At 69.1% G+C, this 14100-nt stretch carries 15 protein-coding genes, 1 tRNA gene and 1 pseudogene; 9 read left to right on the top strand and 8 right to left on the bottom strand.

All coding sequences use genetic code 11. From position 1 onward, the window contains the following. The first annotated feature begins 115 nt into the window (after positions 1-115). The gene (locus C441_RS14745) at positions 116-1252 is read left to right on the top strand and encodes an ABC transporter ATP-binding protein (protein ID WP_007275799.1); all 1137 of its coding nucleotides are present in this window, start codon (positions 116-118) and stop codon (positions 1250-1252) included. Positions 1253-1282: 30 nt separating this feature from the next. Here the strand turns inward: C441_RS14745 and C441_RS14740 are convergent, their stop codons facing one another. Next, a complete protein-coding gene (locus tag C441_RS14740) occupies positions 1283-1963 on the bottom strand; it encodes a class I SAM-dependent methyltransferase (RefSeq protein ID WP_007275798.1) in 681 nt (226 codons plus the stop codon). A gap of 126 nt (positions 1964-2089) precedes the next feature. On the opposite strand from C441_RS14740, the gene C441_RS14735 reads away from it, so the two are divergent. After that, a complete protein-coding gene (locus C441_RS14735; protein WP_007275797.1) occupies positions 2090-2548 on the top strand; it encodes a DUF2391 family protein in 459 nt (152 codons plus the stop codon). 93 nt (positions 2549-2641) lie between these two features. Next, positions 2642-3220 carry a DUF7090 family protein gene (locus C441_RS14730; RefSeq protein WP_007275796.1) on the top strand — a complete coding sequence of 193 codons (579 nt, stop codon included), beginning with the start codon at positions 2642-2644 and terminating at the stop codon, positions 3218-3220. Positions 3221-3241: 21 nt separating this feature from the next. Here the strand turns inward: C441_RS14730 and C441_RS14725 are convergent, their stop codons facing one another. The 3 genes from C441_RS14725 to C441_RS14720 all read right to left on the bottom strand — a co-directional run bounded on the left by C441_RS14725 (position 3242) and on the right by C441_RS14720 (position 4584). Further along, a complete protein-coding gene (locus C441_RS14725) occupies positions 3242-4087 on the bottom strand; it encodes a DUF7089 family protein (RefSeq protein WP_007275795.1) in 846 nt (281 codons plus the stop codon). 4 nt (positions 4088-4091) lie between these two features. Then, a complete protein-coding gene (locus tag C441_RS20760; RefSeq protein WP_424008935.1) occupies positions 4092-4178 on the bottom strand; it encodes a hypothetical protein in 87 nt (28 codons plus the stop codon). Positions 4179-4338: 160 nt separating this feature from the next. Next, positions 4339-4584: a ferredoxin gene (locus C441_RS14720; protein ID WP_004968753.1), complete on the bottom strand. Its 246-nt coding sequence runs from the start codon at positions 4582-4584 to the stop codon at positions 4339-4341. A gap of 164 nt (positions 4585-4748) precedes the next feature. Between C441_RS14720 and C441_RS14715 the strand changes: the two genes are divergently transcribed. Further along, positions 4749-7238, top strand: a complete 2490-nt coding sequence (locus C441_RS14715) for an ATP-dependent DNA helicase (protein ID WP_007275794.1) — start codon at positions 4749-4751, stop codon at positions 7236-7238. Then, the gene (gene cgi121 / locus C441_RS14710; RefSeq protein WP_007275793.1) at positions 7235-7729 is read left to right on the top strand and encodes a KEOPS complex subunit Cgi121; all 495 of its coding nucleotides are present in this window, start codon (positions 7235-7237) and stop codon (positions 7727-7729) included. The genes C441_RS14715 and cgi121 overlap by 4 nt, the downstream gene beginning before the upstream one ends. A gap of 161 nt (positions 7730-7890) precedes the next feature. Here cgi121 and C441_RS14705 read toward each other — a convergent pair. Further along, positions 7891-7963 (bottom strand) — tRNA-Gln (locus C441_RS14705). Between the two features lie 132 nt (positions 7964-8095). On the opposite strand from C441_RS14705, the gene C441_RS14700 reads away from it, so the two are divergent. After that, on the top strand, positions 8096-8668 hold the full coding sequence (locus C441_RS14700) for an IMP cyclohydrolase (protein WP_007275792.1): 573 nt from the start codon (positions 8096-8098) through the stop codon (positions 8666-8668). 48 nt (positions 8669-8716) lie between these two features. Continuing rightward, positions 8717-9376, top strand: a complete 660-nt coding sequence (locus C441_RS14695) for a metallophosphoesterase family protein (protein ID WP_007275791.1) — start codon at positions 8717-8719, stop codon at positions 9374-9376. Between the two features lie 30 nt (positions 9377-9406). Here the strand turns inward: C441_RS14695 and C441_RS14690 are convergent, their stop codons facing one another. Beyond that, positions 9407-10753, bottom strand: a complete 1347-nt coding sequence (locus C441_RS14690; protein ID WP_007275790.1) for a tryptophanase — start codon at positions 10751-10753, stop codon at positions 9407-9409. Positions 10754-10988: 235 nt separating this feature from the next. Then, positions 10989-12167: an aspartate kinase gene (locus C441_RS14685; protein ID WP_007275789.1), complete on the bottom strand. Its 1179-nt coding sequence runs from the start codon at positions 12165-12167 to the stop codon at positions 10989-10991. 187 nt (positions 12168-12354) lie between these two features. Between C441_RS14685 and C441_RS14680 the strand changes: the two genes are divergently transcribed. After that, positions 12355-12783, top strand: coding sequence for a hypothetical protein (locus tag C441_RS14680; protein WP_004968746.1), 429 nt, complete (start codon positions 12355-12357; stop codon positions 12781-12783). 108 nt (positions 12784-12891) lie between these two features. After that, positions 12892-13701 carry a ZIP family metal transporter gene (locus C441_RS14675; RefSeq protein WP_007275788.1) on the top strand — a complete coding sequence of 270 codons (810 nt, stop codon included), beginning with the start codon at positions 12892-12894 and terminating at the stop codon, positions 13699-13701. 120 nt (positions 13702-13821) lie between these two features. Here the strand turns inward: C441_RS14675 and C441_RS14670 are convergent. Continuing rightward, positions 13822-14100, bottom strand: a pseudogene (locus tag C441_RS14670) (NADH:flavin oxidoreductase); the annotation flags it as partial.

Below are 14100 nucleotides of genomic sequence, written 5' to 3'. Positions count from 1 at the left end.
GGGGGCCGGAGGGCGAACCGGGGCGGACGCAGAACGCGAACCGCGGGGGAGCGCCGGAAGTGAGAATTATGCCCGTCCGCCGGCGAGGGGAGCACGTGACTTCGGAGGCGAACCCGTGAGACTCGAACTCGACGCGGTGTCCAAGCGCTACGGGTCGGCGACGGCGCTCGATTCCGTCTCGCTGTCGGTCGACGACGGCGAGTTCTTCACGCTCGTCGGGCCGTCCGGCTGTGGGAAGACGACCACGCTCCGCTGTATCGCGGGGTTCGAGGCCCCGACCGAGGGGGCCGTCCGCTTCGACGGCGAGTCGATGGCCGGCGTCGCGCCCGAGTCGCGGGGCGTCGGCGTCGTGTTCCAGAACTACGCGCTGTTCCCGCATCTCAGCGTCGGCGAGAACGTCGCCTACGGCCTCCGGTTTACCGACCCGCCGGGCGGCGGCTCCCGCGACGACCGCGTCGCCGAACTGTTGGACCTCGTCGACCTCGCGGGGTTCGAAGACCGCGACCCCGACTCGCTTTCCGGCGGGCAACAACAGCGCGTCGCGCTCGCCCGCGCGCTCGCTCCCGGCCCGGACCTGCTCCTCCTCGACGAGCCGATGTCGGCGCTGGACGCCCGACTCCGCGACCGACTCCGCCGACAGGTAAAGCACATCCAGTCGGAACTCGGCGTGACGACCGTCTACGTCACCCACGACCAGTCGGAGGCGCTGGCGGTCTCAGACCGGGTGGCCGTCCTCAACCGCGGCCGCGTCGAACAGGTCGGCGACCCCCGCGAACTCTACCACCGACCCCGGACGCGGTTCGTCGCGGAGTTCCTCGGCGAGAACAACGTCCTCGACGCGGTCGTCGAGTCTCGACCGGAAACGGGGGGGATTCGCGTCGGCGTCGGCGACGCGGTGTTCACGCTGGCCGAGGGCCGGCGCGTGCTCGGGCGGGCGGGAGCGGTCTCCGGCGAACGCGCTGAAAACGATGCGAAAGACGGAAGCCGGCCCGCGCGTCCCGAACCGGGCGACGAACTCACCTTCTGCGTCCGACCCGAACAGCTCCGGGTCGGCGCGGGGACGAACCAGATACGAGGAACCGTCGTCGACACCGAGTTTCAGGGGGCGACGACGCGGGTCAGACTCGACTGGGGCGAGACGGAACTCGTCGTGGCGGTCGACGACGGCGGCGAACAGTCGGACGCGGGGTTCGAGATCGGGACGACGATGGAGGTCGGATTCGACCCGGCGGCGGCTCACATCGTCGAGTAGCGAGGGGAGTCGTTTTTTCGCGCCGTTCAGTCAGGGCGCGACGCCGACGGTCAGGAGCGTGCCGAACGTCCGGTAGCGCTCGACCATCGCCTCGCGGGTCTCCCAGTCGTCGGTCGGGAACTCGGCGGCCGCGGGGATGTCGATGTCGAGGTCGGCGATGGAGTCCTGTTCGGCGACGTGGAGGCCGGCGTCGCGGAACGCCTCGCGGTACTCCGCGTGGGACCAGCGGGTCATGTCGATGGAGATGAGGTCCTGCCACTCGTGGGAGTGGACGTTCTCCTCGTAGTAGTTCACCGCGCAGTAGAACGTGCCGCCCGGCCTGAGGACGCGGGCGACCTCTTCGAGGGTGTGGTGCGGGTCGGCGGCGTAGTAGAACGCCTCCATCGACCAGACGTGGTCGACGCTGTCGTCCTCGAACGGGAGGTCGTCGAAGTCGCCGACGAGAAACGAGAGGTCGTCGGTGTCGGTGTACGCGCGGGCGTTCTGGACCATCTCGGGCGAGCCGTCGAGGCCGAACCCGCGGCCGATGCCCTTCGTGTCGCGGAGCGCGCGGAGGGCGTAGCCGCTTCCGGTTCCGAGGTCGACGACGGTGTCGCCTTCCTCGACGGGCATCCGCGCGAGCGCGTGCTTCGCGGTGTGCCAGTGTCGGTCCTCCATGCCCTTGTCGCGGCCGTCGGCCGCCCAGGCGTCGAACTCGTCGCGGACGCTCATACCGGAGCCTCGCGCGCCGGAGTGAAAATGCGTTCGGACCGGACCGCACGGGCGGCGAGTCCGGCGACGACTCGGTCGCGTCCCCCCGTCGCGCCTTTTAATTACCGCCGTCACGACGACCGGTGTATGGTCGGAGTCCGCCGCCGGTTCGCGCTCGCCGACACCGCCCAGCAGGTCGTCGGCGGCTTCCTCCTCGCGGGGCCGTTCGTCGTCACCGAGGAGGTGTGGGTGCTCGCGCGGAGCATGTCGTTCGCGCAGGCGCTCCTCACGCTCTGTATCGTGCTCGCGGTCGGCTACGGCGCGCTCTACAAGGCCGACGACCGCGACCCCGACAGAGAGCGCGAGGTCGGCGGGATTCCCGTCCGGTTCATCTCGCTCATCTCCGTCTCGTATCTCTCCGTGTTCATCCTCGCGCTCGCGTTCGACGCGCCGGGGACGTTCCTCTCGGACGTGTCGGGACAGAGCCTCGTCACCGTCCTCGGATACGAAGTCGACCTCGCGGTGCTCCGAATCACGCTCAAGGCGACGAGCGTCGGCGCGGTGTTCAGCGTCATCGGCGCGGCCACCGCCGACTCGCTGTTCTGACCTCGCCGAGAGGCGTGAACATACGTTACGATTCCGGGACGACGCCGGTCACACGGCATGAAGGATTAAGTCGGCAGGGTAACTGCTTGGGGTATGGATTACGAGCTCGCCATCGAAGACGCGCCCGAGACGATTCCGGGCGGCACAGGTATCTTGCTCCTTCATCCGAGCATCGGCGAGACCGACCGCATCGACACGGACTTCTTCAAGGTCGACACCGACCACTTCCTCGTCATCTCGACGCGGACCACCGCGCGCGAGGTCGAACAGAAGCTGGAACACTACGAGGTCGACGAGTCCAGCGCCACTATCCTCGACACGCTGTCTATCGAGCGCGGCTACTCCCGACGCAGTTCGGACAACATCCACTACGTCGCGTCCCCCGACGACCTCGACGCCATCGTCGAGAAGACCCGGCAGTTCCTCGAAGGTCACGACGGAAAGCTCCGGCTCAGCGTGGATTCCGTCACGGAGATGGCCTACTACGCCGACGAGGACGGCGCATTCGAGGCGACGAAGCAGATTCTCGAACTCCTCGACGAGTTCGACGCGGTGGGGCTGTTCCACCTCTCGAAGGAGGTCCACGACCAGGAGACGCTCGACCGCTTCCGCGAACTGTTCGACGGCGTCGTCGACCTCAACGAGGACGGCACCGTCACGACCGAGTTCTGAGGCGAAACGCGACGCGACCGGCTACGCCGAGTCAGCGTCGTCGGCGGTCGGGTCGGCGTCGCCGCCCGATTCCGCGTCGTCGTCCGCCGCGAGTTGCTCGAACGTCTTTTCGGCCCACTTGACCGCGTAGCTCGGCCCGTGGTCGCGGTACGCCGCGGTGTCCAGCGCCGAAAACGGCGCGGGCAGGTCGCGCTCGTGTTTGACCGCCGAACACGCGAACTCGGTCGCCTCGGCGAACGAGAGCCTGCCGAGCGCGACGAGCCGCGGGAGGTTTTCGAGTCGGTCGTCGAGCCGGCCGCCCGCGTCGACCCACGCCTCGTGGAGGCGGTCGTATCGGCCCTCCCACGACGCGAACGCCTCGCGGGTGTGGAGCCCGACCCAGCCCTCGTAGAGCGCGGCGGCGACCTGATACGTCTCGCTCGGGCCGAGCGGCGTCGCCGCGGCGAGGTCGCGGTAGCGCTCGCCGAAGAAGGGCAGGAACTGTTCGGGAATCTCGTCGGTGCCGGCCTGCACGAACGCCTCGGCGACGAGGAAATCAAGAAAGTCGTCGGGCGTCCCCTTCGCGCGGTACTTCACCAGCACGACCGGCGGCGTGGTCTGCCGAGACCACGTCACCGTGCCGTCGCCGGGCATCCCGATGGTGAAGTCGGACGACGCGTAGCGCCGGAGCTGTTGGGGCGCGTCGTCTGGTAGCCACTCGGCGGGGTACGCCGCCGGGGAGAGCGACTCGACCACCAGCCCGAGGTTCTCCGCGGCCTCCGGGGGGACGGTGTCGAAGTCGCCGGCCACGTCCAAGACGAGCGCGCCGGGGGCGTACTCGTCGCGGACCGATTCGAGGTCCGACGGCAGGGTGCGCGTCTCGAACATCCGCTCAGGCGATGCTCATCCCGATGAACACGACGGCCAGCAGGGCCGACACGCCGACGGTACCGAGCACGATTTTCGTCGCTTGGCTCATAGTGGCACGATTAGGGGGCCGCCGCTTAACTTTTACACTCTGTCGTCGGCGAATCTCCAGTCGAAACGGAGGGGTTCGGGGACGCGCCCCACGGGCGACGGTCACACGGTCCGGTCGCGTCGCGGACGCGAGAGAGCACACAGGCTCGTCGCCGTCGCGGTCAGGGGACGAGCTGTTCGCCGTCGTCGTCGAGGATGCGGATGGCCTCGACGGGGCAGACGCGGGCGGCGAACTTCGCGTCGAACTCGGCGTCCTCGGGAACCTCGCGGACGAAGACGCCGTCGTCGGTCTCCTCGGCGTCGACGAGGTCGGCCTTGCCGTCGTCGACGTTCTTCTCGAAGCCCTCCCACTCGTCGACACACTGGAACATGCCGATGCAGGTGTCGCGGTCGTACTCGACTTTCATGGGCAATCGTACCGCCGGGCCGTACAAAGCCCTGCCGACGCGGGACGCCGATTCGGCGGCGGCGACGAGCGCCGCGACGGCGCGGCCGACACCGCCGACAGCGCCGCCCCCGCGACCGACCCGACCCGATGGCTTAAACCGGGGGACGGTCCAAGGGGGATGCAATGCGAACTGCGGACCTGACGGGCCTGCCGACGGGGATTCCCGAGGCCCTCCGCGACGAGGGCATCGAGGAGCTGTACCCGCCGCAGGCCGAGGCCGTCGAGGCCGGCCTGACGGACGGCGAGAGCCTCGTGGCCGCCGTCCCGACCGCGAGCGGGAAGACGCTCGTCGCCGAACTGGCGATGCTGTCGAGCGTCGCGCGCGGCGGGAAGGCGCTGTACATCGTCCCGCTTCGGGCGCTCGCCTCCGAGAAGAAAGCCGAGTTCGAGCGCTGGGAGGAGTACGGCATCGACGTGGGCGTCTCGACCGGTAACTACGAGTCCGACGGCGAGTGGCTCTCCTCGCGCGACATCATCGTCGCCACGAGCGAGAAGGTCGACTCGCTCGTCCGGAACAACGCGGCGTGGATGGACCAACTCACCTGCGTCGTCGCCGACGAGGTCCACCTCGTCGACGACCGCCATCGGGGGCCGACGCTGGAGGTCACGCTGGCGAAGCTCCGCCGGCTCAACCCGAACCTGCAGGTCGTCGCGCTGTCGGCGACCGTCGGCAACGCGGGCGTCGTCGCCGACTGGCTCGACGCGAAGCTCGTCGAGTCCGACTGGCGGCCCATCGACCTCAAGATGGGCGTCCACTACGGCAACGCCGTCTCCTTCGCCGACGGGAGCCAACGCGAGGTGCCGGTCGGCCGCGGGGAACGACAGACGCCCGCGCTCGTCGCCGACGCGTTAGAGGGCGACGGTGAGGGCGACCAAGGCTCCTCGCTCGTCTTCGTGAACTCGCGGCGCAACGCGGAGTCCGCGGCCCGCCGCATGGCCGGCGTGACGGAGCGCTACCTCACCGGCGACGAGCGGAGCGACCTCGCGGAACTCGCCGCCGAGATACGCGACGTGTCCGACACCGAGACCTCCGAGGACCTCGCCAAGGCGGTCGCCAAGGGCGCGGCGTTCCACCACGCGGGGCTGGCCGCGGAGCACCGCACCCTCGTGGAAGACGCCTTCCGCGACCGACTCATCAAATGTATCTGCGCGACGCCGACGCTCGCCGCCGGCGTCAACACCCCGAGCCGACGGGTCGTCGTCCGCGACTGGCAACGCTACGACGGCGACTACGGCGGGATGAAACCGCTGGACGTGCTCGAAGTCCACCAGATGATGGGCCGCGCCGGTCGGCCCGGCCTCGACCCCTACGGCGAGGCGGTGCTGTTGGCGAAGGACGCGGACGCCCGCGACGAGCTGTTCGAGCGGTACATCTGGGCCGACCCCGAGGACGTGCGGTCGAAGCTCGCGGCCGAGCCCGCCCTGCGGACGCACCTGCTCGCCACGGTCGCCTCCGGCTTCGCCCACACCCGCGAGGGACTGCTCGAATTCCTCGACCAGACGCTGTATGCGACCCAGACCGACGACCCCGAGCGACTCGGGCAGGTGACAGACCGCGTGCTCGACTACCTCGAAGTAAACGGGTTCGTCGAGTTCGAAGGAGAGACGATTCGGGCGACGCCCGTCGGCCACACCGTCTCGCGGCTCTATCTCGACCCGATGAGCGCCGCCGAAATCATCGACGGCCTCGAATGGGCGGCGGACCACCGAACCGAGAAGCTCCGGGCGCTCGCGGGCGAGACGCCCGAGAAGCCGGAGCGAGACCGGAGCGACTCGGACGACGAGCCCGGCGGCTTCCAGCGGGCCAGCGAGATGGTCGCCGACGACGGCGGCGGTGGAGCCGGCGACGACGGGGACGGCGCGGACGACACAGACGGCGGCGGCGGGGACGCCGACGCGTTCGAGACGGACCGGACGTATCCGACGCCGCTCGGCCTCTATCACCTCGTCTGCCGGACGCCGGACATGTACCGGCTCTACCTGAAGTCCGGCGACCGCGAGACGTACACCGAGCTGTGCTACGAGCGCGAACCGGAGTTCCTCGGGCGCGTCCCCTCCGAGTACGAGGACGTGGCGTTCGAGGACTGGCTGTCGGCGCTGAAGACCGCGAAGCTCCTCGAAGACTGGGTCGGCGAGGTGGACGAAGACCGCATCACCGAGCGCTACGGCGTCGGCCCCGGCGACATCCGCGGGAAGGTCGAGACGGCCGAGTGGCTCCTCGGCGCGGCCGAGCGGCTCGCCTCCGAACTCGACCTCGATTCGGTGTACGCGGTCCGCGAGGCGAAAAAGCGCGTCGAGTACGGCGTCCGCGAGGAACTGCTCGACCTCGCCGGCGTCCGCGGCGTCGGCCGAAAGCGCGCCCGCCGACTGTTCGAAGCCGGCGTCGAGAGCCGCGCCGACCTCCGCGAGGCCGAGAAATCGCGCATCCTCGCCGCCCTCCGGGGCCGCAGGAAGACGGCACAGAACATCCTCGAAGCCGCGGGTCGAAAGAACCCGTCGATGGACGAGGTGGACGAAGACGACGCGCCGGACGACGCCGTGCCCGAGGACGCCGGCTTCGAGACGGCCAAAGAGCGCGCCGACCAGCAGGCCAGTCTGGGTGATTTCGAATGAGGCTCGTCGAGGCCGAGGCGACCGTCGCGAACCTCGATTCGTTCATCGCGGCGGTCGGCGAGATAGCTGACGAGACGGGCGCGACGGTGCAGGCGTTCGACGCCCGGTACGTCGTGGACCGCGAGCACCTCGAACGGGCGACCGAACTCGCCGACCGGGCCATCGCCCGCGGCAACGAAATCGCCCGCGATCGCGCCGTCGAAATCCTCCTCTACGCCAGCGGCCGCCGGCAGATCAACCGCGCGTTCGAAATCGGCGTCTCGGAGGGGACGCTCCCCGTCGTGATTCTCGTCGACGGCGGCGACGAGGCCGAAGCCGAGGCCGCGCTGTTCGACCGACTCGACCTCGAACCCGCAGAAACCCTCGGCGACTACGACGAAGCGCTCGTCCGCGACGTGTTCGACGTGGGCGAGGCGGAGTTGCGCGTCGCCGACGGCGACCTCCCCGCGCTGGTCAGAGAGCGAGTCGCGCTCCTCGCGGTCGACCGCTAAACGATTTTCGCGGCCTGTACCGTCCGTATTCGAGAGTTTGAGAGTCTGTAATGGAAAACTCCACTCGAAACGGACCCCCTTGGTTTCTGAAACCTACCCCTTCGTTTCAACTGGAGAACAAGGGGACGGCGTAGCCTCATCGGGAGTAGAACGCTGAGAAGTAGTCCCACCAGGATTCGAACCTGGGTCGTTGCCCCCAGAAGGCAACAGGATTGGCCACTACCCCATGGGACTTCGCATCAGTTCGTACTTCGCGGGTATTTGTAAACGTTGCGTGTCGATTCCGCCGTGGGATTTCGTCGCACGGCGACGGACAGACGTGCATAAACCGCCAACTATTTGCCCTTATTCTATCCACTGTCGTGTATGTACGTCGGACGTTTCGTCGTCGTTGGCCCCGGAATCGGTGCGTATCGCGTCTCCTCTCGGTCCTTCCCGAACCGACAGGTCGTCGACCGGGACGACGCCCTGACCGTCGGGCCGACGCCCGACGCCCCCGAGACCGACAACCCCTACATCGCCTACAACTGCGTCCGCGAGGGCGGCGACTACGTCGTCGTCGGCAACGGCTCGCAGGTCGACCCCGTCGCGGAGAAACTCGACCTCGGCTACCCGCCGCGGGACGCCCTCGCGGAGATTCTGCTCGCGCTCGACTACGAGAAGGACGACTACGACACGCCCCGCATCGCGGGCGTCGTCGGCGACGACGAGGCCTTCATCGGCATCGTCCGCAGGGACGCGCTCGTCGTCGAAGCCGTGACCGAGCCCACGCTCGTGGCGACCTACGAGGAAGACGACCCGCGGGCGTTCGACCTCGACGCGGAGACCGCCGCCGACGCGGCCCGCGAACTGTACGACCACGAGTTCGAACACGCCGTCTGCGCCGCCGCCGCGACCGTCGGCGACGCGGTCGAGACCGCCTTCTACAACGGCGAGTAACGCCGCCCCGGCCCGAGATTTTTCAGCCGCGACGCCGTACACCGAGCCATGCGTCTGGGCGTCATCTCGGACGTGCACGGGAACCTCCCGGCACTCGAAGCGGTGCTCGAATCGATGCCGCCGGTCGACCGATTGGTCTGCGCCGGCGACGTGGTCGGCTACAACCCGTGGCCCGAGGAGTGCGTGTCCGAACTCGCCGAGCGGGACGTTCCGACGGTCTCGGGGAACCACGACCGCGCGGTCACGTCGGGTACCGGCTTCCGCTTCAACAGCATGGCGGCCGCGGGCGTCGACTACGCCCGCGACGCGCTGTCGCCGGCGTCGATGGAGTGGCTCTCCGCGCTCCCGAACACGCGGCACGTCGCCGACGAGCGGGTCAAACTCGCCCACGGCCACCCGAGCGACCCCGACCGCTACACCTACCCCGACGACTTCTCGCCGTCGCTCCTCGACGACGAGGATCTGCTGGTGTTGGGCCACACCCACGTACAGGGCCACCGAATCTACGACGACGGAATCGTGCTGAACCCCGGAAGCGTCGGCCAACCCCGCGACGGCGACCCGCGGGCGGCCTACGCGGTCGCCGACCTCGACGCGATGGAAATCGAAGCCGAACGCGTCAACTACGACATCGACCGCGTCGCGGAGCGCGTGCGCGAGGTCGGCCTGCCGGAGCGGTTGGCGAGTCGGCTGTACGAGGGAAAGTAGGGAAAAAAGCGAGTAGCCGTCCCGAAATCGTCAGTTCGACACCGGTTCGAGCCGCGCCGAGAAGTGCCGAAGCTCCTTCATCGGCGGCTCCTCGACGATTTCGAGGCCGCCGTACTCGCCGGCAGAGGCCATCACTTTCGCGGCCGTCTCGGCGACGTGTTCGAGGTGCTCGCGGCTGTAGGTGCGCCGCGGGAGCGCGAGGCGCACGAGGTCCGGGCGGTCCGTGCCGGGGAACGCGAATCCGCCGAGTTCGACGCCGCGGACGCCGCCTTCGAGGTAGAGCGCGCAGACGAGTTGCTGTCCGGGGTACTCGTCTTTCGGGACGTGCGGGAACACCTCGCCGGCGTCGAGGTAGACCGCGTGCCCACCCGTCGGCTGGTAGACGGGGACGCCGGCCTCGACCAGCAGGTCACCGAGTTCGGCCACCTGCTCGACCCGGTCGGTCACGTACGGCGGCGTGACGGCCTCGCGGAGGCCGACGGCCATCGCCTCGATGTCGCGCCCCGAGAGGCCGCCGTAGGTGGGAAAGCCCTCGTAGAGGATGGCGCGCTGTTTCGCGTGCTCGAACACCGTCTCGTCGCGCATCGCGGCGAAGCCGCCGATGTTGACGAGGGCGTCTTTCTTGCCGGACATCGTAATCGCGTCGGCGTGTTCGAACTGCGCGCGGGCGATTTCGGCGACCGAGTGGTTCTCGTAGCCCGCCTCGTTGGTCTTGATGAAGTGGGCGTTCTCGGCGAACCGACAGGCGTCGATGACGAACATGGCGTCGATGTCGCGGGCGAACTCCGCGGTGGCGCGGATGTTCGCCATCGAGACGGGCTGGCCGGCGACGGAGTTGTTCGTGATGGTGAGGACGACGACGGGAATCGCGTCGGCACCGACCTCCTCGACGAGCGCGTAGCCCGCGTCGATGTCGAAGTTCCCCTTGAACGTCTCCGTGGAGTTGGGGTCCCGTGAGGCGGGCGACGGGCAGTCGACGGGTTCCGCGCCCTGATTGACGACGTGGGCGCGGGTCGTATCGAAATGGGAGTTGTTCGGCACCACGTCGCCGTCCTCCAAGAGGACGCCGTAGAGGACGTTCTCCGCGCCGCGGCCCTGATGGGTCGGCACGACGTGCTCGAAGCCCATCACGTCGCGGACCGAGTCGGCGAGGCGGGCGAACGACTCGCTTCCGGCGTAGGCCTCGTCGCCGCGAATCATCGCCGCCCACTGCTCGGCGGACATCGTGCCCGTCCCCGAGTCGGTCAGGAGGTCGATGTACACGTCGCGGGCGTCGAGGTTGAACGCGTTGTAGCCGGCGCGTTCGAGGGCGGCCTCGCGCTCCTCGCGCGAGGGGAGTTCGATGGGCTCGACCATCTTCGCCTTGTACGATTTCATGCCCGCAATAGGCCCGCGAACGTGAAGTAATCGGCAGGCGGAAAATCGAGGGACGACGACCGGTTTCCGGCGCTCGTGGACGGGTGTGTGCATCGGTGTCGCCGGCTGTTCCGCTCTCGCCACGAACCGCCACGAACCGACCTCGGCGGCCGTCGTGGCTCACCGGCCGTTGGCGTCGCTGGCGGGGACGCAGTCGCGCGAAAACAGCGTCGAGAGGTAACGGGGCGGGGCCGGCTCAGAACTCGTTTTGGATGATGCCGAGCGTCTCCTCGCGGTCGTCCCACGCCACGAAGATGGCGACGGAGGTCGCGGAGGTGATGGCGTCGTGGATGTTGATGCCGGCGTCGGACAGCGGCTGGACGATGTCGAGGATGACGCCGGGGCGGTTCGGGAGTTCGCCGCCGGTGACGCGGACGACGGCGATGTCGTCTTCGACGGTGACCGAGGACAGCGCGTCGTCGGCGATGACGCGGTCGTGGAGGACGGCCTCGGCCCGGTCGGAGTCGTCTTCGAGGACGTAGAACGTGATGGAGTCCATCCCGGAGGCGACCGAGTCGACGTTGATGTCCTCCTCTCGGAGGGCGGCCGAGAGGTCCGCGAGGATGCCCGGTCGGTTGCGAATCGCCCGCCCGGCGACGGTGAGACACGCGAGGGGCTCTTCCTGCATGTCGATGAGGTTGTGGAACTCGCCTTCGATGAGCGTCCCGCCGGTGAGCAGGTCGCCGTGCTGGTAGTGGACGACCCGAACGTCGAGCGCCGCGTCCTTGTACGACAGCGCCGACGGCGCGACGACCTCGGCCCCGCGGAACGAGAGGTTCCGAAGCTCGTCGACGGTGATGCGGCCGACGTTGCGCGCGCCTTCGACCACCCGCGGGTCGCCGGTCATGACGCCCTCCACGTCGGTCACGATGACGACCTCGTCGGCGTCCATGTAGTTGCCGAGCATCACGGCGGAGGTGTCGGAGCCGCCGCGGCCGAGCGTCGTGATTTCGCCGTCGTGGTTCTGCGCGAGGAAGCCGGTGATGACCGGGACGACGCCGTCGAGTTCGGCCGCGAGCTTCGCGGCCCGCTCTCTCGTGGCCTCGACGTCGACCTCGCCGAGGTCGTTGGTGATGACCGGCCACTCGTCCGTGCCGGGTTCGACGAACAGAGCGTTGACGCCGCGGGCGGCCAGCGCCGCCTTGAGCATGCGCACGCTGGTCCGCTCGCCCATCGAGACGATTTCGGCGCGGTCGCGGTCGTCGGCCTCGAACTTGATCTCGTCGAGGAGGTCGTCGGTCGTCGAGCCCATCGCGGAGGCGACGACGGCGATTTCGTGGCCGTGTTCGACGGCCGCGGCGATGGAGTCGGCGGCGCGGTTGATTCGGTCGCCGCTACCGAGCGAGGTGCCGCCGAACTTCGCGACTACGCGCATCGTCCCTCCGGTGCGTCGCGTCGCTTCGGGGCTTCGTTGGTAAACATGCGAGGGGCTAACGCGGGGGGACGTATAACTATGTCCTCCGATTCAACCGTTGCCGTCACCCGCGAATCCGGCGCTGAGACGGCCCGTACCGACGCCTCGCGGGCGGAGATTTATCACCGACGCCGCGGAAGGTTCGGACATGGATGTCAGAGACGCCGTCGACACCGACGCCGAGGCGCTCGCCGCCGTCGCCGACGCGCCGATACGAGCGATGCGGCGGCTGATACGCGACCGGACGGTCCGCCTCGCCACCGCCGAGACGGGGTCGGACCCCCACGCCGACGCGCCGGCGGACGACGAACCGGTGCTCGGGTTCGTCGGCTTCGACGTCCGCGACGGCGTCCTCCACGTCACCCGGCTCGGCGGGACCGAGACGGCGGTGCGGCGACTGCTCGAAGAGCCGCTCCGCTTCGCCAGCGCCGAGGACCTGCCGGTCGAGGTGCTCGTCCTCGAATCCGAGACGCCGCTTTGCGACGCGGTCGAGCACGCCGGCTTCGACCGCGTCGGCCACGGTCCGCGGTTCGAGGGGTCGCCGACGGTCCGGTACGTCCTCGACGAGACGGGGTAGTCGGTCGTCGCGGGCGGCGAGAACCGACCGAGGGCATACATACCTCCCGCCCGTCAGGTGGCCCATGACCGAACGACGCGGGAGCCGACGACCGGAAGTGAGACGACTGTGACCGCGGCCGAAGAGCTGTTCGTCTCGCTCGCCGGCTCGGACCCGGTGATGCAGGGCCTCCTCGGCGGCGTCGTCATCGCCGGCATGAACATGCTGGGCGCGCTCCTCATCCTCGTCTGGCGCGACCCCTCGAAGCGCTCGCTCGACACGCTCCTCGGCTTCGCCGCCGGCGTCATGCTCGCCGCGAGCTTCACGAGCCTCATTCTCCCCGGCATCGAGGCGGCGGGCGGGAATCCGATTCCCGTCCTCGCCGGCTTCGTCATCGGCGTCGTCGTCCTCGACCAAGCCGACCTGTGGATTCCGCACGTCCACATCCTCGTGACCGGCAAGACCCGGGCTGACGCCCCGGAGACGGACAAAAAGATGGCATCGGTCATCCTGTTCATCGTCGCCATCACCATCCACAACATGCCCGAGGGCCTCGCCGTCGGCGTCGGCTTCGGCTCCGGCGACCTCGGGACCGCCATCCCGCTGATGCTCGCCATCGGCATCCAGAACATCCCCGAGGGGCTGGCCGTCTCCATCGCCGCCGTCAACGCCGGGCTTCGGAACACGACCTACGCGACGTTCGCGGGCATCCGCGCCGGCCTCGTGGAGATTCCGCTCGCCGTCTTCGGCGCGTGGGCCGTCCAGTACGCCGCGGCGTTGCTCCCCTACGCGATGGGCTTCGCCGCCGGCGCGATGCTGTTCGTCATCTCCGACGAAATCGTCCCCGAGACGCACTCGAACGGCCACGAGCGCGTGGCGACGTTCGGGACGATGCTCGGCGTCGTCGTGATGCTCTATCTCGACGTGACGCTCGGGTAGTCGAATCGAGTCAGCGCGACCGAATACGGCGGCCGTCGGAGCTGTGAAACGGGAGTTCGAGTGGAAGCGAAGGGGTTCGGTGGTCGGGTCGCCGACGGGGAAGCCGGCGGCGAACCCGCGTCAGTCGTCCGCGAGCGGGGGCTCCGACGGCACCTCGTGGTCCGAGAGCCCGGCGGTCGGCGCGAGGTACTCCGCCGGGTCGAACGCGTCGAGGTCGTCGCCGGCGGCCACGCGCGCCGGCCAGTCCGGGTTGGCGAGCGCGCTCGTCCCCAGCGTGAACAGGTCCGCGCCGGCGTCGAGGGCGGCCCGCGCCGCGTCCGGGTCGCCGAGGCCGCCGTTGGCGACGACGACCGTGTCGTCCGCGACGTACTCGGCGGCGGCCTCCGCGAGCGACGGGGC

Source organism: Haloferax sulfurifontis ATCC BAA-897, from assembly GCF_000337835.1.
Classification (GTDB): Archaea; Halobacteriota; Halobacteria; order Halobacteriales; family Haloferacaceae; genus Haloferax; species Haloferax denitrificans.
The sequence above is the reverse complement of the archived record's forward strand: the minus strand, read 5'-3'. Positions and strand labels throughout refer to the sequence as shown.